The sequence below is a fragment of the Pseudolysinimonas sp. genome, assembly GCF_044239695.1.
Taxonomy (GTDB): domain Bacteria; phylum Actinomycetota; class Actinomycetes; order Actinomycetales; family Microbacteriaceae; genus Pseudolysinimonas_A.
The window spans coordinates 31,581-48,723 of record NZ_JBIIAW010000010.1 but is presented as its reverse complement, the minus strand read 5'-3'; the positions used below and the strand labels follow the sequence as shown (position 1 = coordinate 48,723).

14 protein-coding genes and 1 pseudogene are annotated in these 17,143 nt (G+C 71.4%); 6 read left to right on the top strand and 9 right to left on the bottom strand.

The genetic code is table 11. The features are described 5' to 3' along the window. A pseudogene (locus ACILQS_RS03135) lies at positions 1–565 on the bottom strand (D-2-hydroxyacid dehydrogenase); the annotation flags it as partial. Further along, positions 558–1,061 (bottom strand): gluconokinase, encoded by a 504-nt coding sequence (locus ACILQS_RS03130; RefSeq protein WP_395638642.1) that lies wholly within the window; start codon positions 1,059–1,061, stop codon positions 558–560. The pseudogene ACILQS_RS03135 and the gene ACILQS_RS03130, both read right to left, overlap by 8 nt. Positions 1,062–1,140: 79 nt before the next feature. Between ACILQS_RS03130 and gndA the strand changes: the two genes are divergently transcribed. Beyond that, a complete protein-coding gene (gene gndA, locus ACILQS_RS03125; protein ID WP_395638643.1) occupies positions 1,141–2,547 on the top strand; it encodes an NADP-dependent phosphogluconate dehydrogenase in 1,407 nt (468 codons plus the stop codon). A 98-nt stretch (positions 2,548–2,645) separates the two neighbouring features. Here gndA and ACILQS_RS03120 read toward each other — a convergent pair whose 3' ends face one another. Next, the gene (locus tag ACILQS_RS03120) at positions 2,646–6,059 is read right to left on the bottom strand and encodes a bifunctional proline dehydrogenase/L-glutamate gamma-semialdehyde dehydrogenase (protein WP_395638641.1); all 3,414 of its coding nucleotides are present in this window, start codon (positions 6,057–6,059) and stop codon (positions 2,646–2,648) included. Between the two features lie 86 nt (positions 6,060–6,145). Here ACILQS_RS03120 and ACILQS_RS03115 point away from each other — a divergent pair, with 86 nt between their 5' ends. The 5 genes from ACILQS_RS03115 (at position 6,146) to ACILQS_RS03095 (ending at position 11,213) form a co-directional block, all read left to right on the top strand. After that, the gene (locus ACILQS_RS03115) at positions 6,146–7,054 is read left to right on the top strand and encodes a LysR family transcriptional regulator (RefSeq protein WP_395638640.1); all 909 of its coding nucleotides are present in this window, start codon (positions 6,146–6,148) and stop codon (positions 7,052–7,054) included. A 79-nt stretch (positions 7,055–7,133) separates the two neighbouring features. After that, the gene (locus ACILQS_RS03110; RefSeq protein ID WP_395638639.1) at positions 7,134–8,162 is read left to right on the top strand and encodes an ornithine cyclodeaminase; all 1,029 of its coding nucleotides are present in this window, start codon (positions 7,134–7,136) and stop codon (positions 8,160–8,162) included. Next, on the top strand, positions 8,159–8,572 hold the full coding sequence (locus tag ACILQS_RS03105) for a cupin domain-containing protein (RefSeq protein WP_395638638.1): 414 nt from the start codon (positions 8,159–8,161) through the stop codon (positions 8,570–8,572). The genes ACILQS_RS03110 and ACILQS_RS03105 overlap by 4 nt, the downstream gene beginning before the upstream one ends. Next, positions 8,569–9,645: a DUF917 domain-containing protein gene (locus tag ACILQS_RS03100; RefSeq protein WP_395638637.1), complete on the top strand. Its 1,077-nt coding sequence runs from the start codon at positions 8,569–8,571 to the stop codon at positions 9,643–9,645. The genes ACILQS_RS03105 and ACILQS_RS03100 overlap by 4 nt, the downstream gene beginning before the upstream one ends. Then, entirely contained in the window at positions 9,642–11,213 is a 1,572-nt protein-coding gene (locus tag ACILQS_RS03095; RefSeq protein WP_395638636.1) for a hydantoinase/oxoprolinase N-terminal domain-containing protein, read from the top strand. Before ACILQS_RS03100 ends, ACILQS_RS03095 begins: the two co-directional genes overlap by 4 nt. Here the strand turns inward: ACILQS_RS03095 and ACILQS_RS03090 are convergent. The 6 genes from ACILQS_RS03090 to ACILQS_RS03065 all read right to left on the bottom strand — a co-directional run bounded on the left by ACILQS_RS03090 (position 11,210) and on the right by ACILQS_RS03065 (position 16,971). Beyond that, positions 11,210–11,839, bottom strand: coding sequence for an FMN-binding negative transcriptional regulator (locus ACILQS_RS03090; protein WP_395638635.1), 630 nt, complete (start codon positions 11,837–11,839; stop codon positions 11,210–11,212). The genes ACILQS_RS03095 and ACILQS_RS03090 overlap by 4 nt on opposite strands. Then, positions 11,839–13,038: a M20 family metallopeptidase gene (locus ACILQS_RS03085; protein ID WP_395638634.1), complete on the bottom strand. Its 1,200-nt coding sequence runs from the start codon at positions 13,036–13,038 to the stop codon at positions 11,839–11,841. The genes ACILQS_RS03090 and ACILQS_RS03085 overlap by 1 nt, the downstream gene beginning before the upstream one ends. Positions 13,039–13,158: 120 nt before the next feature. Beyond that, positions 13,159–14,304, bottom strand: coding sequence for an N-methyl-L-tryptophan oxidase (solA, locus tag ACILQS_RS03080; protein ID WP_395638633.1), 1,146 nt, complete (start codon positions 14,302–14,304; stop codon positions 13,159–13,161). 40 nt (positions 14,305–14,344) lie between these two features. Beyond that, positions 14,345–15,112, bottom strand: a complete 768-nt coding sequence (locus ACILQS_RS03075) for an amino acid ABC transporter ATP-binding protein (protein WP_395638632.1) — start codon at positions 15,110–15,112, stop codon at positions 14,345–14,347. Further along, positions 15,109–16,056 carry an amino acid ABC transporter permease gene (locus ACILQS_RS03070; RefSeq protein ID WP_395638631.1) on the bottom strand — a complete coding sequence of 316 codons (948 nt, stop codon included), beginning with the start codon at positions 16,054–16,056 and terminating at the stop codon, positions 15,109–15,111. The genes ACILQS_RS03075 and ACILQS_RS03070 overlap by 4 nt, the downstream gene beginning before the upstream one ends. Before the next feature lie 3 nt (positions 16,057–16,059). After that, positions 16,060–16,971 (bottom strand): transporter substrate-binding domain-containing protein, encoded by a 912-nt coding sequence (locus tag ACILQS_RS03065; RefSeq protein WP_395638630.1) that lies wholly within the window; start codon positions 16,969–16,971, stop codon positions 16,060–16,062. Positions 16,972–17,143: the final 172 nt, after the last annotated feature.

Below are 17,143 nucleotides of genomic sequence, written 5' to 3'. Positions count from 1 at the left end.
CGAGTTTGGCGGCGCTCGCCCGTCCGATGGAGCCCAGCCCGACGACGAGCACCGTCGAGGACCGCACCGAACCGACGACGCGGTGCTCGCCCCAGACGTGCCGGGCCTGGTCGTCGCGCAGGCGACCGAGGTGGTGGGCGCCGGCGAGGACGCCGAACACCGCGAACTCGGCGAGCGCCTCGGCGTGCACCCCGGCCGACGTCGTGAAGACGATGCGTTCGAGGTCGGCAACGCCGAGCCCGGCGGACTTCACCTGCTGGCCACCGCCGGCCGGGATGGTATGCACCCAGCGCAGTTTCGGGTTCGCGGCGACCGTGCGCGCGAGGGCCTTGCCCGACTGCTGGGGTACGCCGAACAGCGCGTCGGCCGAGTCGACGAGAGCCTCGAACTCGGCCTGCTGCGCGGGGCTACGCCGGAAGCCGGGGTCGTTGCGGCCGACGAGGATGTCGACCGGGCCGAGCAACTCGGCGGGGTAGACGACGTCGAGGCGCGGCTCCAGCCGGGCGAGCCTCTCGACCTCCTCCGGCGGGTGCGGGTTGGTGATGACGATGCGCAGGTCAGACATCCGGGGTCTCCTTCCGCAGCCGGCCGACAACCAGCTCGACGATCTCGTCGGGCCGCAGCGCCACATCCACCGGGATCGCCTCCTCGTCGGGCGCCGGGATCTCGAGCGTCGCCACCTGCGACTCGAGCAGCGCCGTCGGCATGAAGTGACCCTCGCGCCCCTCCATCCGCCCGGCGAGCAGCGTCGGGGTGCCGTGGAGGTAGACGAGCGCGAGGTCAGGAGCCGCCTCCCGCAACCGGTCGCGGTATCGACGCTTGAGTGCCGAACAGGCGACCACGACCGGGCGGTCGAGTCCGGCGGCGATCCGGTCGAGCCACGGGGCGCGGTCGCCATCGGTCAACGGGATGCCGGCCGCCATCTTCGCGACGTTGGCCTCGGGATGCAGGTCGTCGCCTTCGACGAACGGGATGCCGAGCGCGTCGGCGAGGGCGAGCCCGATCGTCGACTTGCCGGTGCCGGAGACACCCATGACGACGACGGGGCGGGAGAAGGTCACCGGATCCACGCTAGTAGCCTGGGGAACCGTGACCACCACTGAAGCCACCGCCAACATCGGAGTCGTCGGACTCGCCGTCATGGGATCGAACCTCGCCCGCAACCTCGCCTCGCGCGAGGGCAACACGGTCGCGATCTTCAACCGCTCGCCCGAGAAGACGGACACGCTCGTCGCCGAGCACCCCGAGGCGAACTTCGTCGCCACCAAGTCCTACGCCGAGTTCGCCGCCTCGCTGCAGAAGCCGCGGGCCGCGCTCATCATGGTGCAAGCCGGCAAGGGCACGGATGCCGTCATCGACGAGCTCGTGAAGGTGTTCGAGCCGGGCGACATCATCGTCGACGGCGGCAACGCGCTGTTCACCGACACCATCCGCCGCGAGAAGGCGGTGCGCGAGACGGGCATCAACTTCGTCGGCGCCGGCATCTCCGGCGGGGAGGAGGGCGCGCTCAACGGCCCGTCGATCATGCCCGGCGGCTCCGACGAGTCGTGGGTCACCCTCGGCCCGATCCTGAAGTCCATCGCCGCCATCGCCGAGGGCGAGCCGTGCGTCACCCACGTCGGCCACGACGGCGCCGGCCATTTCGTGAAGATGATCCACAACGGCATCGAGTACGCCGACATGCAGCTCATCGCCGAGGCCTACGACCTCATCCGCCGCGGCACCGGCAAGACGCCCGCCGAGATCGCCGAGATCTTCGCCGAATGGAACCGCGGCGAACTCGAGTCGTACCTCATCGAGATCACCGCCGAAGTGCTGCGTCAGGTCGACGCCGACACCGGGAAGCCGCTGGTGGATGTCATCCTCGACCAGGCCGGCTCGAAGGGCACCGGCGTCTGGACGGTGCAGACCGCGCTCGACCTCGGCATCCCCGTCTCCGGCATCGCCGAAGCCGTCTTCGCCCGCTCGCTGTCGTCGAAGCCCGCGCAGCGTGCCGCGGCGTCCGCGATGCCCGGACCCGACTCCGAGGGCTGGAAGCCCGCCGACCCCGACGCGTTCATCGAAGGCGTGCGGCTCGCGCTCTACGCCTCCAAGGTCATCGCCTACTCACAGGGCTTCGACGCGATCGTCGCCGGCGCCGAGCAGTACGGCTGGGACATCAAGAAGGGCGAGATCGCCAAGATCTGGCGCGGCGGCTGCATCATCCGCGCCCGGTTCCTCAACCGCATCACCGAGGCCTACGCGGCCGACCCGGGCCTCGTCGCCCTCGTCACCGCCCCGTTCTTCGCCGACGTGATGGGCAAGGCGCAGACCGCGTGGCGCAACGTCGTCGCGGATGCGGCGCACGCCGGCATCCCCGCCCCCGCGTTCTCGTCGTCGCTGTCGTACTACGACGGCCTGCGCGCCGACCGGCTGCCCGCCGCCCTCGTGCAGGGTCAGCGCGACTTCTTCGGGGCGCACACGTACAAGCGCGTCGACAAGGACGGCACCTTCCACACGCTGTGGTCGGGCGACCGCACCGAGATCGAGTCGACCGACTCGCACTAGCCCGCCCCACCGCGGGTTGAGTGCCCGCGCAGCGGGTGTATCGAAACCGCCCCCGAGCCACTCGAAGGTGGGTTTCGATACACCGCCTTCGGCGGCACTCAACCCGCGGTGAGGGGGACGGCGTCGACGAGGGGGGTCGGGGTGCCGAAGCGGTGGGCGGCGATCGAGATCGCCTGCTCGCGGAGGAACGGAAGCATCTCGATGCGGCCGGCCTCGGTGACGGGGCCATCGTGCACGGCGACGTCGGGGCGGCCGCCGATCGCTTCGAGGAAGGCTGATGCGGGTCCACCGACGAGCCGGATGCGGGCATCCCGCAACCCTCGAGCGGAGACGAGCCAGGCATCCCGGTCTTCGACGCGGACGTCCAAGCCGGCGAACGGGGTCGTGTCCCACCCCGGGGGCACCGAGATGGTGAGGGGGGCTCCGGCGGCGAGGCCGGCGAGCACGACGCGGGCCACCTCGACCGGCGACGCGAGGTGGTCGGCGCGCACCGTGACCGGCACCGGACGGTAGCGGAAGGCGTTGCGTTCGGCGGTGAGACCGCTGACGTCGCGCGCGACGCCGAACTCGGCGGCAACCGCCCGGGCGTCGCTGCCTGCGGCGCGGCGCAGGAAGGCCTGCTCGCCGGCGTCGAACGCCGTCACGATCCGCTCCACGGCCTGCGGCAGCGCGCCGTCGAACGGAGCCGCCTCCGCCGCACGGAACGACCCGAGGCCGAGCAGGTAGTTGGGCCCGCCGGCCTTGGTGCCCGGGCCGACGACCGACTTTTTCCAGCCGCCGAACGGCTGCCGCTGCACGATCGCGCCCGTCGTGCCGCGGTTGACGTAGAGGTTGCCCGCCTCGACCCGGTCGACCCAGGTGGCGACCTCACCGGCATCCAGCGAATGGAGGCCGGCGGTCAGCCCGTAGTCGACGGCGTTCTGCAGCGCGAGCGCCTCGTCGAGGTCGCGGGCCCGCATGATGCCGAGCACCGGCCCGAAGTACTCGACGCGGTGGAACTCCGAGTCCGGCTGCACGCCGGTCTTGATCCCCGGCGACCACAGGCGCCCCGCCTCGTCGAGCCGACGCGGTTCGAGCAGCCAGCTCTCCCCCGGCTCGAGCGTCGTCAGGGCCTTGAGCAGCTTGCCCTCGGCCGGCTCGATGAGCGGACCCATCCGCGAGGCGGGATCGGCCGGTGAACCGACGTGCAGCGACCCGACCGCGTCGAGCAGCTGCGCCCGGAAGCGGTCCGAGTCGGCGACCGAGCCGACGAGGATCGCGAGCGACACCGCCGAGCACTTCTGACCCGCGTGGCCGAACGCGCTCGCCGCGACATCCCGGGCCGCGAGGTCGAGGTCGGCGCTGGGCGTGACGACGAGCGCGTTCTTGCCGCTCGTCTCGGCGAGGAGCTTCAGCCCCGGACGGAAGCCGCGGAACTGCTCCGCCGTCTCGAACCCGCCCGTGAGGATGACCTGGTCGACGCGGGGATCGGCGATCAGCCGCTCCCCGAGCGAGGAGTCCGCGAACTGGATGAACCGCAGCACCTCCCGCGGAACGCCCGCCTCCCACAGCGTCTCGGCGAGCACGGCCGCGCTGCGGGCCGAGCGACGCGACGGCTTGAGGATCGTCGCCGACCCGGATGCCAGGGATGCGAGCGTCGACCCGGCCGGGATCGCGACGGGGAAGTTCCACGGCGGGATGACGACGGTGAGCCGCGCCGGCACGAAGGACGCGCCGTCGATGCTGTCGAGGTGGAGGGCGCGTTCCGCGTAGTAGTTCGCGAAGTCGATCGCCTCGGAGACCTCGGGATCGGCCTGGTCGAAGGTCTTGCCGGCTTCGGCCGCCATCACCTCGATGAGATCGCCGCGGCGACGCTCGAGCAGCATCCCGGCCCGGCGCAGGATCGCCGCGCGCCCCATCGCCCCGAGATCGGCCCACGGGCCCGCGGCCGCGACGGATGCCGCCACCAGCTCCGAGAGCGCGGTCGCGTCGGCGACGCCGGACGCCGCGACGGTGGCGGCCCCGAGGTCGCTGCCGGGCACCCGGCTCAGGATGTCGCGCGCCCAGTCGCGATTCACGGCGATCGACGGGTCGCTGTCGGAGGCGTTGCGGAACTCCCGCACGACCTCCGTGACGGGGGCGGTGCGGTCCTGCACGCGGTGCGGGGCAGGCACGTCGGCATCCAGAGCCGTCAGCGAGGCGAGGAAGCGCGAGCGCTCGCGGTCGAACAGCTCCGCGCTTTCGGAGAGCTCGAACACCGCCGACATGAAGTTCTCCTGGCTCGCCCCCTCCTCGAGGCGGCGCACGAGGTAGGCGATCGCCGAGTCGAAGTCGGCCGCGGCGACGACCGGCGTGTAGAGCAGGAGGCCGCCGACATCCCGGCGCACCACCTCGGCCTGGGCGGGCGCCATGCCGAGCAGCATCTCGAACTCCACCCCGTGCGAGACGCCGCGGGAGGCGGCGAGGTGCTTCGCGAACGCGAGGTCGAAGAGGTTGTGCCCGGCGACTCCGACGCGCACGTCGTCGATCCGGTCGGGGCGCAGCGCGGCATCCAGCACGCGCTTGTAGTTCGTGTCGCTGTCCTGCTTGGAATGCCAGGTCGCCAGCGGCCAGTCGTGCAGCGAGGCGTCGACGCGCTCCATCGGCAGGTTCGCGCCCTTCACGACGCGCACCTTGATGCCGGCACCCCCGGCCGCCCGCCGGCGAGAGGCCCACTCCTGCAGGCGCAGGTAGGCGGCGAGCGCGTCGGGGAGGTAGGCCTGCAGCACGATGCCGGCCTCGAGTCCCGTCAAGCCGGGGGCGTCGAGGATCCTCTGGAAGACCGCGATCGTCAGGTCGAGATCCTTGTACTCCTCCATGTCGAGGTTGATGAACTTAGGGCTGGGAGCGGCGGCGGCTTGCTCGAACAGCGGCTGCAGCGCGACGACGATGTCGTCGACGGCCTCGTCGAACGCCCACGGCGAATGCGGCGCGACCGTCGCCGAGACCTTGATCGACACGTAGTCCACGTCGTCGCGGGCGAGCAACCGGGTCGTGCCCGCCAGCCGGCGCTGCGCCTCGCGCGCACCGAGCACGGCCTCGCCGAGCAGGTTGACGTTCGGGCGGGCGCCGCGGGCGCGGATGCGGGTCAGGGCCTTCCCGAGTCCCGGGTCCGTCGCGTCGATCACCAGGTGCGCGACCATGCGGCGCAGCACGGCCCGGGCGATCGGGACGACGATGCCCGGCAGGATCGGGGCGGCGATCCCGCCGAGCCGGATGGCGGCGCGCAGCGGCAGGGCGAGGAACCGCGGCGGGCGCTTCGCGAGCCGGGCCAGCGTGCGGGCGGCGACGCGGCGGTCTTCGGGGCGCACGACGCCGTCGACGAACCCGACGGCGAAGTCGAGCCCTGCCGGGTCCTGGAGCAGGCCGGCGAGACGTCGCGCCGAGACGTCCACGGGGATGGCGGCCGCGTCGGCGAGCCAGGTGCGCACTTGGTCGACGACGACGTCGGCGAGGGCGGCGGGGGTGACGGACTCGGTGCGGGATGCGCTCACGGCGTCAGTATCCGCCCGCCGCTCACATAAGGTAAATCAACGATTACTTCGCGATATCCATCGCTTCTGCTTAAGAATGGTGCGGCATGCTCGACGTGCGACGACTCGCCCTGCTGCGCGAACTCAGCCTGCGCGGCACGATCACCGCCGTCGCGGCGGCCCTTCATCAGACCCCGTCCTCCGTCTCGCAGCAGCTCGCGCACCTCGAGAAGGAGGCCGGCGTCCCGCTGTTGCTGAAGGCGGGCCGGCGTCTGCAACTCACGCCCGCCGCCTCGCTCCTGGTCGAGCACACGACCGGCATCCTCGAACAACTCGAACGCGCGGATGCCGACCTCGCCGCGTCGCTCAGCAGTGCGTCCGGCATCCTGCGGGTCGCGATCTTCCAGTCGGTCGCCCTGGCCCTGCTCCCCCGCGCGCTCGACGTGCTCGAGCGCGACCACCCGGGACTCACCGCGATCGTCACCCAGCGCGAACCCGAGACCGCACTCCACGAGACCTACGCCCGCGACTTCGACCTCGTGATCGCCGAGGAGTATCCGGGGCACGCGGCCCCTCGTCTCGCCGGTCTCGATCGCCGCCCGCTCACCACCGATGCCCTGCGGCTCGCGATCCCGCCCGGCGGCCGCTTCCCCGCCACGACGATCGCCGACGTCGCCGACGCGCCCTGGGTGATGGAACCGCACGGCGCGGCGAGCCGGCACTGGGCCGAGCAGGCCTGTCGGCGCGCCGGATTCGAGCCGAAGGTGCGGTTCGAGACGGCCGACCTCCAGGCGCACGTGCAGCTCATCCGCACCGGCCACGCCGTCGCCCTCCTGCCCGATCTCATCTGGCAGGGCACCGCCCCCACCGTCGACCTGGTGCCGCTGGACGGCGATCCGCGGCGCACGATCTTCACCGCGACCCGCATGACGATCGCCGAGCGACCGTCGGTCGTCGCCTTCCGGCACGCTCTCGAAGCCGCCGCCTCGGAGCTCGACCGCGACACCGGGGGCTGAGCGGGTCGCCCAGCCCGCGCGCCGGATCGTGGAGCGACCACCCATTACCCGCCCCGGATCCGGCGGTCAGACTGGGGGCATGACCGCATTCGTGGGCGTCCGGGACATGACGCGCTGGATCGCCCACCGGGGCGCACCCGCCATCATGAGCGGACTCGCCGAGTACATCGCCGACGACTTCCGCCGCTGGCAGTCCTTCGACAAACGCGAGCGGGTCGCGAGCCACACCCCGTTCGGCGTCATCGAACTGATGCCGATCAGCGACCCCGACTCGTACGCCTTCAAGTACGTGAACGGCCACCCGTTCAACCCGGTGCGCGGGTTCCAGACGGTGACGGCGTTCGGGATGCTCGCCGACGTGCACAACGGGTATCCGGTGTTCGTCTCGGAGATGACGGTGCTCACCGCCCTGCGTACCGCGGCCACCTCCGCTGCCGTCGCCCGGGTGCTCGCCCGGCAGGATTCGCGCACGATGGCGCTCATCGGCGCGGGCAGCCAGTCGGAGTTCCAGGCGATCGCGTTCCGCGAGGTGCTCGGCATCGAGACGCTGCGCATCTGGGACACCGATCCGCTCGCGATCGAGAAGTGCGTGCGCAACCTCAGCCCGCTCGGCTTCCGGGTCGAGGTGGCGACGAGCGCGGCGGACGCGGCGCGCGGCGCCGACATCATCACGACCTGCACGGCCGACAAGGCGAACGCGATCGTGCTGCGCGACGAGGACGTGGTGGCCGGCGTGCACCTCAACGCGATCGGCGGCGACTGCCCGGGCAAGACCGAACTCGACCCGTCCATCCTCGACCGCGCGTCGGTGTTCGTCGAGTTCGAGCCGCAGACCCGCATCGAGGGCGAACTCCAGAGCACCCCGGAAGGATTCCCGGTGACGGAGATGTGGGAGGTGTTCACCGGTCGGCGTCCGGGACGCACCGACGCCGACCAGATCACGCTGTTCGACTCCGTCGGCTTCGCGATCGAGGATTTCTCGGCCCTCCGCTTCCTGCGCGACGAGGTCACCGGTACCGACCTCGTGACCGACATCGACCTCGTCGCGGAGCCCGAGAACCCGAAGGACCTCTTCGGCTTCTCGATGACCCCGGCGCCGGCGGCATGACGGCGATGCGCCTCCAGCGCCGGGGCGACGACCACCACGACTGGTCGATCTACCGCGGCGAAGGCCGGGTGGGGGTCGAGTGGTACTTCCGCGAGACCTCGGCGCTGCCGACCTCGGTGATGCTCTACCACCTCGAGCCCGGCACCGAGGAGGGCGAGCACCTCCACCTCGCAGGCGACGATGCCTCCTGCTCCCCCGACAGCCAGGACGAGCTGTACCTGGTCGTCAGCGGCGAGGTCGTCATGATCGTCGACGACGAGCGCGAGGTGCTCCGGTCAGGCGACGCCGTCTACGTGCCCGCCGGGCCGCGCCACGGGGTGCGCAACGAATCCGACGCCCCCGCCGAGCTCGTGCTCTTCTTCGGCACTCCCGCCGGAAACCCGCTCGCCCAGCCGAAGGACCACCCGTGACCACATCCATCCGCGCCGAGGACATCGCCCCCCTCGCCGCCGGCTGCGCGATCTTCGGCACCGGGGGCGGGGGGTCGGTGCACAACATCCAGCTGTCGGTCGAACGCGCGCTCGCGGAGAACGGTCCGGTCGAACTGGTGACCGTCGACGACCTGGGGCCCGACGACACCGTGCTGCTGCTCTCCGGGATCGGCGCCCCGGCCGTCGGCATCGAGATGCTCAGCTCCGCCACCCAGGTGAGCAGCCTGCTGGCCGAGGCGGAGCGCTACCTCGGCCGGCGCGTGACGACGTTCATGGCGGCGGAGATCGGTGGGGGCAACGGCATCGTGCCCGTGGGCTGGGCGGCCCGCTTCGGCCGGAAGGTGCTGGATGCCGACGGCATGGGTCGCGCGTTCCCCCTCGGCACGATGGTGTCGATGAACGTCGTCGGCGTGCCCTGCGAGTTCGGGATGCTCGCCGACGTCGTCGGCAACGTCACCCTGATGCGCACCGTCGACATCCCGTGGCTCGAGCGCAACGCGCGCGCGATCGCGATCACGAGCGGCGGGATGGCGATCTCGGCGCACTATCCGCTCACCGCCGAGACGGCCCGCGGATCGCTCGTCGAGGGCACGGTCAGCCGGGCCATCGAGGTCGGCCGGGCCCTGCTCGGTGCCGCGGCCCCGATCGCGGCGCTCACCGAATCCCTCGGCGCGGCCGCCCTGATCGGCGGCAAGCTCATCGACGTCGAGCGCCGCACCGTCGAGGGCTTCACCCGCGGCGTCATGACGATCGAAGGCACGGGCGACGACCGGGGCCGCGTCGTCGTGCTGGAGGTGCAGAACGAGAACCTCGTCGCCCTCGAACGCGGCCAGGTCCTGGCGAGCGTTCCCGACCTCATCACGATCGTCGACACCGAGACGGGCGAGGCGATCTCCACCGAGCTCCTGCGCTTCGGGCAGCGCGTCACGGTGCTCGCCTGGGCGTGCGACCCGATCTGGCGCACGCCCCGCGGGCTCGAACTCACCGGCCCCGCCGCCTTCGGGTACGACAACCCGTACGTCCCCTTCGATCTCGAGCGGAGCGTCCGATGAAGCCGAGCACGCTGCTCTCCGTCGGCATCGACGTCGGCGGCACGAACACCGACGCCGTCGTCCTCGACGCCGGCGGGCGGGTGCTCGCCTCGACGAAGCAGGCGACCACCGAGGATGTCACCGGCGGCATCCGCGCGGCGCTCGGAGTCGTGCTCGACACCCTCGGCCCACGTCGCATCGCCGTGCGCCGCGTGATGCTCGGCACCACGCACGCGACGAACGCGATCGTGCGACGACGACCCCTCGACCGGGTCGCGGTACTGCGCCTCGGTGCGCCCGCGACGAGCGAGTACCCGCCGCTCATCGGCTGGCCCGACGACCTCCGCACCGCGATCCTCGCCGGCGCTCGCATCGTCGGCGGCGGGCACATGATCGACGGCCACCCGCTCTCCCCGTACGACGCGGACGAGATCCGGCGGTTCCTCGACGAGATCACCGGTGTCGACGACGCACCCGGCTTCGGGGCGGTCGCCGTCTCCGGCGTCTTCTCCCCGTCGTTCCCCGAGCAGGAGCTCGCGACCCGCGCCCTCGTCGAGCAGCACCTCGGCGCCGACATCCCGGTGTCCCTCTCGCACGAGGTCGGCGCGCTCGGCCTTCTGGAGCGCGAGAACGCGACGGTGCTCAACGCGGCGCTCCACGGCGTCGCCCGCGACGTGACGAACGCGCTGCTCACCGCCGTCGCCGAGCAGGGACTCGACGCCGCAACGTACTTCGCGCAGAACGACGGCACCCTGATGCCCGTCGACCTGGCGGCCCGGTTCCCCGTGCTGACGATCGGCTCGGGGCCGGCGAACTCGATCCGCGGCGCCGCCCACCTCTCGGGCGTGCGCGACGCGATCGTCGTCGACGTCGGGGGCACCACGAGCGACCTCGGCGTGCTGTCCGGCGGCTTCCCGCGCGAGTCGACCCTTCCCCGCGAGATCGGCGGCGTGCGCACCAATTTCCGGATGCCCGACGTCCTCAGCGTCGGCATCGGCGGCGGCACGATCGTCGACCTCGAGGCCGGGGTACCGATCGGCGACTCGGTCGGCTACCGACTGCTCGAGGAGTCGCTGCTCGGCGGCGGGTCGACCCCGACGCTGACGGATGCCGTCGCCGTCGCGGGGACCTCGCCGATCGACGGACTGACCCTCCCGGAGCCGGCCCCCGCGACGGCCGAGGGGCTGACGGCGGGGCTCGCCGTGGCCCGAGAGCGCCTCGAGGCGGCCGTCGAACTGATGTCGCTCGGTCGCGCCGGCCAGGTGCTCGTGGTGGTCGGCGGCGGCGGATTCCTCGTCCCCGACCGGGTGGCGGGAGTCGCCCAGGTGCTCCGCCCGACCGGGGCCGACGTCGCGAACGCCGTGGGCGCCGCGATCGCCCTCGCCGGCGGCCGCGCCGAGGAGGTCTGCGACCAGGCCGACCGAGCCGGGGGCATCGAGACCGCGAAGCGCGCCGCGATCCGACGGGCCGTCGAGGCGGGCGCCGACCCGGGACGGGTGGGGATCGTGGAGATCCTCGAGGTGCCCGTCGCGTACGCGGCCATCCCGACCCTGCGGATCTCGGTGAAGGCCGCCGGACCGCTGCTCTAGGCGGAGCGGAGCCGTTCCATCCGGGCCGCGAGCGCCGGGTTCTCGTACGGCCCGGGCGCCCGCAGCTGCGCCACGATCCGAGCGACGACCTCGTCGGATTTGTCCTGACTCATCTTGTCCTTGCCCTCGAACCGCGTGACACGCAGCCGGAACCCGACGGTGCCGTGCACGATCCGCTCCGCGTAGGCGGAGTTCTCGAGCGTCCCGCGCATGCGGAACGGGTTCGGCAGCGGGTCCTCGAAGTGGTCGACGAGTCTCTCGAGCACGGCGAGGTTCTCGGCGTCGGAGAGCACCTCGGGGATGCCGTAGGCGTGCACCGTCGCGAAGTTCCAGGTCGGCACGGCGGTCGGCAGCCCGTACCAGGACGGCGAGATGTATCCGCTGGGGCCGGAGAACACGACGCACGTCTCGGTCTCGCCGAGTCGATGCAGACGCTCGTCGGGCCGGCCGACGTGGCTGACCAGCACGATCCCGTCCGCGTCGGCATCCTCGTCCAGCAGGAAGGGGTAGTGCGACACGACGACTCCGTCGGGCGTCGCGCTCGCCATCGTCGCCCACGGGTTCGCGCGGATGAGCTCCTTCGCGGCCTCGGGCCGGGCGAGGGCGTAGTCGGGGTTATCGCGCATCAGTCGTCCTTCGCAAGTCGGCGCCAGGCGAGGATCGCGAGGATCGCGGCCTGCGTGGGCAGCACGGATTCGTCGAACACGGTGTGCTCGGAGTGCATGGCGGGCGGCGGTTCCGCGGCGCGGGCGCCGACGAACAGCAGGGTGCCCGGCACCTCGTCGAGCACGTAGGCGAAGTCCTCCGAGGCCATCGCGGTCGCCGGCATTCGCGGCACCCGGTCCGCGCCGAACAGCTCGTAGAGGGTCGCGAGCACCGCCTCGGTCTCGGTCGGGTCGTTGTAGGCGACGGGATAGGAGTCGGCCCACTCGAGCTCGACGGCGGCGCCGTGCGCAGCCGCGATCCCCGACACGAGCGGGGGAACCCGCGTGCGTACCAGCGCGAGGGTCTCGCGCGACAGCGTGCGGATGTTGACGAGCAGTTCGACCGACGACGACAGCACGTTCGGAGCCGTCGAGTCGCTCGAGATGCCGGTGACCGAGACGACGGCCGGATCGACGGCCGGAACCCGCCGAGCGACGAAGGACTGCAGGGCGAGCACCATCTCGGCCGCGACCGGGATCGGGTCGACCCCGAGGTGCGGATACGCCGCGTGGCCGCCCGTGCCGATCACCCGCACGGTGAGTCCGCTGGCGCTCGCCATGACCGCGCCCGGCCGCGTGGTGACGGTACCGGAGGCGAGCACCGAGTCGACGTGGATCGCGTACGCGGCGACCGGCCGCGCGCCCGCCGCATCGAGCACGCCCTCGTCGAGCATCACCCGGGCCCCGGCGAAGCCCTCCTCGCCGGGCTGAAACATCGCGATCACCGTGCCCGGCAGCTCCTCCTGCCGGGAGGCGAGCAGCCGGACGGCGCCGACGAGACCGGCCGCATGCAGGTCATGGCCGCAGGCGTGCATGGTGCCGGTGGTCGCTGCGAAGTCGAGACCCGTCGCCTCGGTGATCGGCAGGCCATCCATGTCGGCCCGCAGCAGCACGACCGGTCCGGGGCGGCCTCCGCGCAGCACGGCGGTCAGCGAGCTGAGCTGCTCTCCCGCGGTGAGCTCGAGCGGGAGTCCGGCGAGCGCCTGACGCAGCAGCGCCTGCGTGTCGGGCAGCTGGAGGCCCACCTCGGGACGCGCGTGCAACCGGCGGCGCAACTCGACCAGATCGTCGGCGAGCGCGCGGGCCTCCTCGACGAACGAGGAACTGGCGGATGTCGGCATCCCGAGGCTCCTTCCCGGTCGCTTCGACGCTACGGACGTGCGCGAACGCGCGGGAGGTGCCTTCGCCCCACCGTTGCCGCGCGGCGGGTGGGCGAAGGCACCAGCACGGGGCCGTCGAGATCAGTCGCCGCCGAGCAGGCCGGTCGGCGCCGACGACGTCACCGAGAAGCCCGAGATGTCGTCGGCGGTCTTCCCGTCGACGGCGAGCTCGGCGAGCACCCGGCCGATCGCCGGCGTGAACTTGAACGCGTGGCCGGCGCCGAGCGCGACGAGGATGTCCGGGTGCTCGTCGAGCGGGCCGATGATGAACCGTCGGTCCTTGGTGATCGCGTACTGACAGGTCACCGTGCGCAGCGCGGTGCCCGCTCCGGGGATCGTCGCGCCCATGAACCCGGACAGCTGGGCGAGTAGCTCCGGCGACGGCTCGAAGGTTCGCTGGGCGGGCGACATCCGGTTCTCCGACATGTCGCGCGCAGCCTTGATCGTCGGCTCGCCGTAGGTCGGGAAGCCGTAGTAGCACTCCTCGTCCTCCCAGATCCAGACCGGGAAGGCATCCTGGGCGTAGGCGTCGGGGTCGGCGGGCTTGAAGTAGGTCACCTGCTCCTGCATCGTGACGAGCGGGATGGCGGCGCCGAGCGGCTCGAGCAGTTCGTTGGTCCAGGCGTCGGCGGCGAGCACGACCTTGCCGGCGTGCACGTCGCCGGCCGAGGTGTGCGCGACGACGCCCGTGGCGTCCGGGGTGAGCGCCTCGACCCGGGTGCGGTCGCGGAGGATGGCGCCGTGCACGCGCGCCTGCATCTGGAGGGTCGCGACCGTGCGCGCCGCGTTCACGATGCCGGAGTCGGGCGTGTAGATCGTCTCGACGTCGTCGCTCACCCGGAATTGGGGCCAGCGCGCCTGGAGTTCCGCGGCATCCAGCAGCTCGAAGGGCACGCCTTCCGCCTCGAGCGCCGCCGTGAAGTCGCCGGCCGAGTAGGGGCCCGACTTCGGGATCATGATGACCCCTCCGGTGATCGTGGTGAGCCGCTCGCCCGACACCTGCTCGAGCTCGGCCCAGTCGCGATAGGCCGACTTGGCGAACCGCACGTACTCGGGCGCGCCGTAGGAGGTGCGGATGATGCGGGACGTGTCGTGGGAGGCGCCGCGCACGTGCCCCAGTTCGAACTGCTCGAAACCGACGACTCTCACCCCCTTGCGGGCGAGGTGGTAGGTGGCCGCGCTGCCGAGAGCGCCCATGCCGATGACGGCGACGTCGAATGACTCCATGGATCTGCCTTGCTGTCGTGGATCGGGTGAGGAAAGGGACTTACAGCACCTTCGCGAGGAAGGAGCGGGTGCGTTCGTGCTGGGGGGCTCCGAGCACCTGGGCGGGCGGGCCGGTCTCGACGACGACCCCGCCGTCCATGAACGTGACGGTGTCGGCCACCTCGCGGGCGAAGCCGATCTCGTGGGTGACGACGATCATCGTCATCCCGTCGGCGGCGAGCCCGCGCATGACATCGAGCACCTCACCGACGAGTTCGGGGTCGAGCGCCGAGGTCGGCTCGTCGAACAGCATGAGCTTGGGCCGCATGTTGAGAGCGCGGGCGATCGCGACGCGCTGCTGCTGGCCGCCGGAGAGGGAACGCGGGTAGGCGTCCGCCTTGTCGGCGAGACCGACCCGGTCGAGCAGGTCCCGCCCGCGGGCGCTGGCATCCTTCACCTTCTCCTTGCGCACCTGCACGGGCGCCTCGATCAGGTTCTCGAGCACCGTCATGTGCGGGAAGAGGTTGAAGTGCTGGAACACCATCCCGATCTCGCTGCGGCGCAGCGCGATCTCGTCGTCGCGCAGCTCGTAGAGCCTGTCGCCGTGTTTGCGGTAGCCGACGAGTTCGCCGTCGACGCTGATGCTGCCGGCATTGATCTTCTCGAGGTGGTTGATGCAGCGCAGGAAGGTGCTCTTGCCCGACCCCGAGGGTCCGAGCAGGCACATCACCTGCCCCGTCTCGACGGTCAGGTTGATGCCGCGCACGACGTGATTGGCGCCGAACTGCTTGTGCACCTCGATGGCTTCCACCATGGGGCGGCCGGTCATCGCCGGGCCTCCTTTTCGGGCTTGGCATGTCGCGGGATCAGATCGCGCAGCCACACCGTGAGGAATGAGCTCTCGCGCGCCCGGTCGCCGCGCTTGTAGCGGCGCTCGAGGAAGTACTGTCCGGTGCTGAGCACCGTCGTGACCAGGAGGTACCAGAGGCTCACCGTGATGAGCAGCGGCACGACCTGGAAGTTCTGCGAGTAGATGATCTGCACCGAGAACAGCAGATCCGGGATCGCGATGACGCTCACCAGGGAGGTGGTCTTGAGCATCGAGATCGTCTCGTTGCCGGTCGGCGGGATGATGACGCGCATCGCCTGCGGGAGCACGATGCGGCGGAACACCTGGAACCGGCGCATCCCGAGCGCCTCGGCGGCATCCTTCTGACCGGGGTCGACCGACAGCAGGCCGGCACGCACGATCTCGGACATGTAGGCGCCTTCGTTCAGCCCGAGGCCGAGGATCGCCGCGAGGAACGGGGTGATGAGCGCGTTGGTCTCGACGGCGAAGAAGGTCGGCCCGAACGGGATGCCGAGTCCGAGCGTCGGATACAGCGCCGCGAGGTTGAACCAGAAGATCAGCTGCACGAGCAGCGGGGTGCCGCGGAAGAAGCCGACATAGGCGCCCGCGGCGGCGGCGACCACCGGATTCCGCGACTGCCGGCCGACGGCCATGATCACGCCGATCACACTTCCGACGACCATGGCGATGAGTGTGAGCAGCAGCGTCGTGCCGAGCCCGCGCAGGATGCGGCCGTCGAGGAAGTAGCCGAAGACGGTCGGCCACCGGAAGTTGGGGTTGGTCACCAGCGACTGCGCGAGCATCGCGGCCAGCAGCAGGATGACGACCGTCGCCGTCCACTGCCCCCAGCGGCGCAGCGGGACGACCCGGGTCGGGGCCCCCTCGTGGGGAGCCCCGACCGTGAGCGAATCGGGAGAGGTCACGAATCAGTCCAGCTGATCCGCGGACGTGTAGAGCTCCGACTCCTCGATCGCGCCCGCCTCGACGCCGAACGCCTCGAGGTTCTCCAGGTAGGCACCGCTGGCGATGAGGCTGTTCATCGCGGCGACGAACGCCTCGCCGTAGGGCGAGTCCTTCGCCAGGGCGAGACCCCACAGGCTCGGGTCGTAGTTCACGTCGAGCGCCTCCATCACGCCGCCCGACTGCGCCGCCTGATACACCGACGGAGCGAGGTCGTTCATCGTCGCCTCGACCCGGCCCGACGTGAGCGCGAGCACCGCGTCGGCGGCGGTCGGGAACGTCGAGATCTCGATCGCGGGCTCGCCGTCCGCTTCGCACTGCGCGGCGAACTCCGGCATGTAGACGTCGGCGTAGACCGAGCCGATCTGCACGCCGATCTTGTGGCCGCACATCGTCTCGAGACCGATGTCCTCCGGGTTGCCGGCGGCGACCAGCAGCGACGTACCGCCGAGGTAGTCGCTCACGAAGTCGACCGACTCGAGGCGGTCGGCGGTGATGCTCATCGCCATCGCCGCACCGTCGGTCTTGCCCGACTCCATCGCGGGGATGACGGCGTCGAACTTGATGTCGTCGAGCACGATCTCGACGCCGAGCACCTCGCCGAGCAGCCGGACCTGCTCGATCTGGGCGCCGCTCAGCGTCGTGCCATCGGCCGCGAGGTCGAGGAAGGGCGGGTAGCCCGGCCCGGTCGCGATGTGGATCTCGGTGGTGCCCTCGGGCAGGAGCGCCGCGGCGGCCGCGTCGTAGTGCGGACTCGCGCCGGGGTCGTCCGCCGGGGCGTCGGACCCGGCGCAACCGGCCAGAAGGGCGACGGTGCCGAACAGGGCGACGCCGGTCAGGATGCCGCGCCGGGAGGCGCGGGTGAGGGACGACTTCATGGAACTCCTTCAGTGCTGTCAGGGGAGCAGACGTGGGGCGGTGGCCCGTCCGGAGGCCCGGGCCAGCGACGGTCCCGGGGGCCTCCGGACGAGTGCCGCTCACTATAGAAATCGGCCGATTCGGCTCTGTTACAGTGCGTGCTCAGTGCAATTCAATCGTCGCCGAATTGCA

Excerpts from the sequence above, each read along its gene's own strand:
- solA (WP_395638633.1), bottom strand. The coding sequence starts at position 14,304 with ATGGAGTCATTCGACGTCGCCGTCATCGGCATGGGCGCTCTCGGCAGC.
- gndA (WP_395638643.1), top strand. The coding sequence starts at position 1,141 with ATGGGATCGAACCTCGCCCGCAACCTCGCCTCGCGCGAGGGCAACACG.
- ACILQS_RS03075 (WP_395638632.1), bottom strand. The coding sequence starts at position 15,112 with ATGACCGGCCGCCCCATGGTGGAAGCCATCGAGGTGCACAAGCAGTTC.
- ACILQS_RS03085 (WP_395638634.1), bottom strand. The coding sequence starts at position 13,038 with ATGCCGACATCCGCCAGTTCCTCGTTCGTCGAGGAGGCCCGCGCGCTC.
- ACILQS_RS03095 (WP_395638636.1), top strand. The coding sequence starts at position 9,642 with ATGAAGCCGAGCACGCTGCTCTCCGTCGGCATCGACGTCGGCGGCACG.
- ACILQS_RS03115 (WP_395638640.1), top strand. The coding sequence starts at position 6,146 with ATGCTCGACGTGCGACGACTCGCCCTGCTGCGCGAACTCAGCCTGCGC.
- ACILQS_RS03105 (WP_395638638.1), top strand. The coding sequence starts at position 8,159 with ATGACGGCGATGCGCCTCCAGCGCCGGGGCGACGACCACCACGACTGG.
- ACILQS_RS03110 (WP_395638639.1), top strand. The coding sequence starts at position 7,134 with ATGACCGCATTCGTGGGCGTCCGGGACATGACGCGCTGGATCGCCCAC.
- ACILQS_RS03065 (WP_395638630.1), bottom strand. The coding sequence starts at position 16,971 with ATGAAGTCGTCCCTCACCCGCGCCTCCCGGCGCGGCATCCTGACCGGC.
- ACILQS_RS03090 (WP_395638635.1), bottom strand. The coding sequence starts at position 11,839 with ATGCGCGATAACCCCGACTACGCCCTCGCCCGGCCCGAGGCCGCGAAG.